The sequence below is a fragment of the Bacillus cereus group sp. N31 genome, from assembly GCF_016483245.1.
In the GTDB taxonomy this organism is placed as follows: domain Bacteria; phylum Bacillota; class Bacilli; order Bacillales; family Bacillaceae_G; genus Bacillus_A; species Bacillus_A toyonensis.
This window is the reverse complement of record NZ_JAEHCH010000014.1, coordinates 141,186-150,029: the sequence shown is the minus strand read 5'-3', so window position 1 is coordinate 150,029 and position 8,844 is coordinate 141,186. Positions and strand designations below refer to the sequence as shown.

Genomic DNA, 8,844 nt, shown 5'->3' with positions numbered 1-8,844 from the left:
CCTGTTACTGACAATCCGGAACAAAATCCAGCAGCTAAACCTGTTACTGACAATCCGGAACAAAATCCAGCAGCTAAACCTGTTACTGACAATCCGGAACAAAATCCAGCAGCTAAGCACGCCACTGACAACTCAGAACAAAAATTAGCAAGCACCCCTGCTGAGAATACAAATTCAGGTCCAAAGCAAATAACAACAAACATTTTAACGGGTGTAAAGTTAACGGACAAAGACGGAAAACCATTTACAGAGGATAACCGCCCAAGTACAGATTCCCCTGCCAATATTGAGTTTACATGGGAACTTTTAAAATCGATGAATGTCAAAAGTGGAGATTACTATATTTTTGATCTTCCTAAACATTTTAAGATTTACAATACAATTAACAATCCTTTATACGATAGCGAAAACAACACAATTGGAAACTTTACTGTTACAAAAGAAGGAAAGGTCACAATGACATTCAACGATTATGTTGAAGAACATCCAGATCTTGTTGGTAACCTACAATTAAAGACAGAATTTAATAAAGCTGAAATTAAAGGTACAACAACACAAGAAATTCCTTTCCCAATTAAAGATAAAGATGTTTCTATTACAGTTGACTTTAAGCCTAATGTCCAAACAGCTACGAATAAAAAAGGGTTACCTGATAGGCCAATTAATACAAATGAAATTAATTGGACAGTAGAAATGAATAAAACGAAAGATAAGCTTATAAACGCTGTTTTTAAAGATACTATCCCACAAGGTACAAGCTTAAATAAAAATTCTATTAAAGTTTATTATTTAGAAGTTGATGTTAATGGGAACGCAACACGTGGTGCAGAAGCTAATCTAGCAGATTACAAAATCACTTCATCAGATGGTTCAAAATTAGAGATTGCTTTTAAAGATAACATCGATAAAGCATACCAAATCGAATATACCACAAAAATCACTGATGAAAATGTTGAAAATTTCCAAAATAACGTTACGATAACGAGTGATAATCAAAAGCAACAAAACGCAAGCTCTACTGTAACGGTTTCTCGTGGTACACATTTAAACAAAACGAGTAAATATGATCCAAAGACGCAAATGATTGAATGGACAATTACTTATAATGGTGATCAAAGAGATATCAAAAAAACAGATGCAATTTTAAAAGATGTTTTTGACGCTGCACATGTACTAGATGAAAATTCTATTGTCGTGAAAAATGCTTCATATGATGATAAAGGAAAGCTTGTAACAGGAGACGCTATTACTAATTACACTGTAAGTAAAAAGAAAAATGGATTCGACCTACAGTTTAATGAAGATATTAATAGTGCTTATGTAATTACCTATAAAACAAAGCCAACTGGTAACATCATAACAGATGGAAAAATAAAAAATACAGTTACAGCTGATAATGGTTCAAGTAAAGAAAATGAAGCCGGCTTCAAGCAGCAAAATATTATTAAATCTAATAATAAAGCTGAAACAAACTATAAAGACAAAACAACAACTTGGACAATTATAGTAAATAATAACAACTATCCATTAAACAACGCGATCATTACGGATACCTTTGATCATGGTGGATTGCAATTAAAAGATAAGAAATTAGAAATTAAAGACGTAGATTATACTCTTCAAGCTGGGACTGACTATGTTTTAGATATGACGGATAAAGGCTTCAACATTACCCTTATAGGTACATATCAGTCTAATATGACAAAGACATTAGTTGTAAAATATACAACAGACTTTGATTATACAAAATTGGAAAGTGGTAAAACTTCCTTTAAAAATACAGGTAACATATCTTGGATAGATGCAGATTCCAACAAACAATCAAATAAAGATGCAGCTAATTTTGATCCTGATGCTTTCACAAAGGCGAATGGGTATAAATACGGTTCTTATAACGCCCAAACAAAAGAAATCACTTGGATAATAGGCTTTAATTATAATAACGTTAAGATTAAAGATCCTTATGTTATAGACGTAATACAAGATAAACAAAAGTTAGTACCAGGATCCATCGAAGTGCGCGATATGATTTTAAATGGAAGTCCGGATAACGCAAAACCTGGTAATGCTGTACCGACTGAGCAATATGAACTTGAAGAGCCTACAGATAAAAATAAAAACACCCTAAAGGTTCATTTCAAACAATCAATTAATTCACCTTATTATATTATCTTTAAAACAAGTCTTGATGGTGAGCTTATCCAAGGTACCTACAAAAATGAGGCAGAGTTAAAAGATGGCTCTAAAATTGTTAACACTCTTAAAGGTGATGCTCAAGTAAATAAAGGTGGTAGCTTTGTTACAAAAAAAGCTATACAAGATGACAACTATATTAATTGGAGTATTGCAATTAACGAAAGCCAATCAACCATTGCAGACGCAGTTGTAACAGACGATCCAACAGACAATCAGGTACTTGTGGAAGATTCATTCCACTTATATCCTACAACTGTCGATCCATACGGAAATTTAACAAAAGATACAGCAAATGAATTAAAACAAGGAACAGACTATAAGTTAAAGATCACAACAGACAATAATACCGGAAAGCAACATTTTGAAATTGCCTTCTTGAAAAAAATTGATCGAGCTTATATTTTAGAATATCGTTCACTTATTAATGCAGACGATAAAGAAAAAGTAAGTAATAAAGCGAAAATCGCAGGCAATAAGTTAACAGTAACAAATACAGAAACTACGGAAACGATTGAAGTACGAATGTCTTCTGGTTCGGGCGGAGGATCTGCTACTAAAGGTCGTGGAAACCTTGAAATTATAAAGGTAGATAATGACAATAAGAACGCACCATTGGCCGGGGCAGAATTTACTTTATACGATCGTACAGGGAAAACTGTTATCCGTAAAATCACAACAGACAAAGACGGGATTGCTAAATTTAATAACTTAAAACGCGATAAATATTTATTAAAAGAAACAAAAGCTCCTGAAGGCTATGTAATTAGCTGGGATTTAAAACAAGGGAAAATCGTTGAACTTGGTACACAAGAGACTACAACATATACACTTGCAAATAAGAAATTTGTCGGGAAAGTAGTTTTAACAAAGTCTGATGACCTGAATAAAAACGTAACACTGCAAGGTGCCTTTTTCACACTACTTGATAAAGACAAAAAAGTAATTCCAGAACACAAAGAATTAACAACAAATAATAACGGACAAATTATTATAGATAAACTAAAGCCAGGAACTTACTACTTACAAGAAACGAAGGCTCCTGAGCATTATCAACTAGATAGCAAACTAATTCGCTTTACTATCTCTGAAGATCAAACAACAGTAGTAAACCGAACTGCGACAAATAGTTTAACTAAAGGATCTGCTCTTTTAACAAAAGTTGATAATCATAATAAAACTTTAGCAGGGGCAGAGTTTACTGTTCAAGATCGCAACGGAAAAAATATTCCTGGATATGAGAAATTAACAACAAATGAACATGGACAAATCGAAGCAAAAGATTTACGTCCTGGTAAATACCAATTTGTCGAAACAAAAGCTCCTGAGCATTATGAATTAGACGAAACGCCTATCCTATTTGAAATAGAAAAAGGCCAAACTACAGCAGCTTCTGTTAAAGCAAAAAACACTTTAATTACAGGTGGCGTGACTTTAACAAAAATTGATGATGTTGATGGCACTACCCTTGAAGGTGCGGTATTCAAAATTGTAAACGACAAAAACGAAGACGTGCGTACAAACTTAAAAACGGAAAAAGATGGAACCTTATCCATTAAAGATTTAGAGCCTGGTGAGTATCAATTTATTGAAACAACACCACCTAAATACTATGACTTAAATAAAGAACCAATTCCGTTTACAATCGAGAAAAGTCAAACAAGTATCATTCCAATTACTGCAAAAAACAGTTTAACAACAGGTGCCGTTGAGTTATTAAAAGTCGATGAATTTGATAAAAAGACTCCTCTTGCTGGAGCTATGTTCAAAATCGTTAATGACAAGAACGAAGACGTTCGTACAGACTTAACTACCGATACAGATGGAACTATTAAAGCTTCTGATTTACGTCCAGGCAAATATAAATTTATTGAAACGAAAGCTCCTGAACATTATGAACTACGATCAACACCAATTGAATTTACAATTGAGAAAGATCAAAAAACACCAATTGTTATTACAGCTGAAAATGGTCTACTACCAGGCGATGTTGAACTAATAAAAGTGGATGATGTTGACGAAACTGCACTTACAGGCGCTGTTTTCAAAATTGTTAATGACAAAAATGAAGATGTCCGTACAGAATTAGTTACGAATCAAGAAGGTAAAATTATTGCTACTGGTTTACGTCCAGGTAACTATAAATTTATCGAAACGAAAGCTCCTGAGCATTACGACTTAAATAAAAAACCGATTGAATTTACAATTAAGGAGAGCCAAGCAACTGCTATTAACGTTACTGCTAAAAACAGCTTAACAAAAGGCGGTATCGAGCTAACAAAAGTTAACGCTGCAGATGAAAAGGAAACACTCGAAGGTGCAGTATTTAAAATTGTAGATGCAAATGATGATACAAAGGTAATTCATAAAGACCTTGTTACGAATAGTGATGGAAAGTTAGTGGTGGACGACTTACGCCCTGGTAACTATAAACTAATCGAAACAAAGGCCCCTACTTATTACGATGTAAATGTAGAACCAATTGAATTTACAATCGAAAAAGGGCAACAAAAGCTAATTCCACTTACATTTAAAAATAGTTTGACGAAAGGGAAAGTTAAACTAATTAAAGAAGATGATGTGGAAAGTAGTATAGCTCTTGCTGGCGCGGTATTCACATTACAAGACGCAACTGGCAACGAAATTATGAAAGATTTAAAAACAGATGATTATGGAGTACTAGTTATTCCAGATTTAGCACCAGGTGATTACCAATTTATTGAAACCGAAGCTCCTGAACATTATAAGTTAGACAAAAAACCTATTAAGTTCACAATTAAAAAAGGTAGCAAGGAAGATCTTCCTATCCCTGTTACTGTAAAAAATAGTTTACTTACAGGTGGCGTCACTTTAACTAAAGTTGATGATGTTGATGGCACTACTCTTGAAGGTGCAGAATTTATAATTGTTGACGCTCATGATACTAAAAAGGTAATTCGTACAGGTTTAACGACTGATAAACAAGGTAAAGTTACTGCTTCTGATTTACGTCCTGGAGACTATCAATTTGTTGAAGTAAAAGCTCCAAAAGACTATACCTTAAGCAAAGACTCTATTCCGTTCACTATCGAAAAAAGTCAAAAAGAGAATATTACTGTTACTGCTACTAACAGTTTAAAGAAAGGTGCAGTAACATTAACAAAAATCGATGACATCGATCGTACGATGCTCGAAGGTGCAATCTTTAAGATTGTTGATATGAATGGTAAGGAAGTTCATACGAATCTTGTTACAGATAAAAACGGAAAAATTTCTGTTTCTGATTTACGCCCTGGCGACTATCAGTTCATTGAAACAAAAGCTCCTGAGCACTATGTATTAGATGAAACAACGATTCCATTTACAATTGAAAGAAGTCAAACGAAAGAGATCAATGTTACAGGCAAAAATGCTTTGAAAAAAGGTAGCGTTGAACTAACAAAGATTGACGATATTGATATAAATACAAAACTTGCTAACGCCGTATTTAACTTATTAGATGCAGACGGAGAGCTAGTTGAAGAAGGCTTAAAAACAAATGATGAAGGTAAAATTGTTGTTGAAAATCTACGTCCTGGTACGTATCAATTCGTTGAAACAATTGCTCCTGAACATTACGTTTTAGATAAAAAACCTATCGTATTTACAATTAAAAAGAGCCAAACTGAAACTCTTCATGTCACTGCTACAAATACTTTAACAAAGGGTGCAGTTAAACTTTCTAAAGTAGATAATGTTGATGGCACTGTTCTTAAAGATGCAGCATTTAAAATTGTTAATATGACCGGTGATGTAGTTCATAAAGACCTTGTTACAAATGAACAAGGAATAATCGAAATTAACGACCTACGTCCTGGTGATTACCAATTCATCGAAACGAAAGCTCCTAAGCATTACGTTTTAGATGAAACACCGATTAGTTTCACTATCGAAAAAGGACAGAAGAAAGCTATTTCTTTAACTGCTACAAATAGCTTAAAACAAGGTAGTATCGAATTACTTAAAGTTGATGGTTTAAACAATCAAACAAAACTTGCCGATGCGGTATTTAATTTACTAGATCAAGATGGCAAAGTACTTAAAACAGATTTAAAAACAAACAGTGAAGGTAAAATCGTTATCGAAAACTTACGTCCTGGTACGTATCAATTCGTTGAAATAACGGCTCCTGAACACTATGATTTAGACAAAAAACCAATTATATTTACAATTGAAAAAAGCCAAAAAGATATTGCTACCGTTACTATGAAAAATAGTTTAACAAAAGGCGGCGTGGAACTTTCTAAAGTGGATGACGTCGATGGCACTACTCTTGAAGGCGCAGTATTTAAAATTGTGGATATGAATGGCACTGTAATTCACAAAGATCTTATTACGAATCAACAAGGTAAAATTAGCGTTTCTGACCTACGTCCTGGTGATTATCAATTCATCGAGACAACGGCTCCGAAACACTATGATTTAAACAAAGAGCCAATTCCATTCACAATCACAAAGAGCCAAGCTCATCCTATCTCCGTTACAGCTACAAATAGCTTAACGAAAGGCGCTGTGGAACTTTCTAAAGTGGATGATGTAGATGGTACTGCTCTTAAAGATGCGATATTTAAAATTACTGATATGAATGGTAACGACATTCCCACTGAGCTTACAACAGATGTACATGGAAAAATTTCTGTTTCTGATTTACGCCCTGGGGACTATCAGTTTATTGAAACGAAAGCTCCTGAACACTATAAATTAGATAGTACACCTATTAAGTTTACAATTAAGAAAAGCCAAAAAGAAAAGCTCCAAGTTACTGCTACAAATAGCTTAACTGAGGGTGCTGTAGAATTAATAAAAGTGGATGATATAAATCCAGATACAAAACTTTCTGATGCAGTGTTTAACATCATCGATGCGAAAGGTAAAATTGTTCGTACTGATTTAACTACTGATAAAGATGGTAAGGTTACTGCTACGAACTTACGCCCAGGAGACTATCAATTCATTGAAACGAAAGCTCCTAAGCATTACGATTTAAATAAAACACCTATCAGCTTCACTATCGAGAGAAGTCAACTAGCTCACGTTTCTGTTACTGCTAAGAATGGCCTAACAAAAGGTGGCGTGGAATTAACGAAAGTTGACTCTATAGATAAGAAAGAAATGCTAGAAGGTGCGGTATTTAAAATTACTGATATGAATGGTAACGACATTCGTACGAATTTAGTTACAAATAAAGATGGTAAAATCATCGCGAAAGACCTACAACCAGGAGACTATCAATTTATTGAAACAAAAGCTCCTAAACATTACGACTTAAATGAAGAACCAATTAAATTCACAATCGAAAAAAGTCAAACAAAACATGTCTTCGTTACAGCTATTAATAGCTTAACGAAAGGTAGTGTGGAGTTAATTAAAGTTGATGATGTCAAGCAAAACACAACACTTGAAGGTGCAGTATTTAAAATTGTTAACAAGGATGGGCATGACGTCCGTACCGATTTAACTACTGATAAAAACGGCCGTTTAGTCATTGATGAATTACCACCAGGAGACTATGAGTTTATCGAAACAAAAGCTCCTGAACACTATGACTTAAACGAAACACCTATTAAGTTCACAGTTAAAAAAGGCCAAGAAAAAATCGCCTCTGTTACTGCTACTAACAGCTTAACTAAGGGCGCAGTTGAATTAACTAAAGTTGATGACATCGACGGCACTACTCTTGAAGGGGCTATCTTTAAAATTGTAGATATGGACGGCAAGGATGTTCGTTCTGATTTAACTACTGATAAAGATGGAAAGATTTCTGTTTCTGATTTACATCCAGGAGACTATCAATTCATTGAAACGAAAGCTCCTACTGGATATGATTTAAATGCTAATCCAATTCCTTTCACAATTATGAAAGGACAATCTCAGGTTACCTCTGTTACAGCCTTAAATAGTTTAACAAAGGGTTCAATTGAGTTAACTAAAGTTGATATTGATCACCATGGAACACTTGAAGGTGCCATTTTCAATATTTTAGACCAAGATGGAAAAGTCATCCGAGAAGGTTTAAAAACAGATCAACACGGAAAAGTAATCGTAAATGATTTGAAACCTGGTAATTATCAATTAGTAGAAACAAAGGCTCCTAAAGGCTATCAATTAGATGCATCACCAATAAACTTTACAATTGATAAAGCCCAAGCTACGCCACTACAAATTACAGTTTCAAATAAAAAAATTGAATCTTCTTCAGGTGGAGATGACAAGCCAGTTACTCCTCCAAATAAAGAAGAAAACAAAGGCAATGAAACATCTGAGAAACACGAAAACGGAACTTCTGAAGAAACATCGAATAAAACAGATAACAAACCGCAAAATGATCGAAATACGGATAAACACCTTCCAAACACAGGTCATAAAGAAGATCCTACACAAGCAGTAGGTATTGTTCTTCTACTCGCTGGATTGTTAAGCATTTTAGCTACAAAACGAAAAAAACATTATTAATTTTTTTCACATCCAATTAATCTCTCAATTAATTGGATGTTTTTTTATACAAAAAAGACGATACATAAAGTATCGTCTTTTTAACGGGGTGAGGCTGTCCAAAAGTACGGAAAACCTTTGAACAGCCTCGTATTTTCATATGGATGCCTTACATATATCACTGATGATAATTATGAAATG

1 protein-coding gene is annotated in these 8,844 nt (G+C 34.1%); it reads left to right on the top strand.

The window, feature by feature from the left end; all coding sequences use genetic code 11:
* Window positions 1-8,664: SpaA isopeptide-forming pilin-related protein (locus tag JDS81_RS18005; protein WP_199688604.1), on the top strand; the 8,664-nt coding region annotated here is incomplete at its 5' end.
* Window positions 8,665-8,844: the final 180 nt, after the last annotated feature.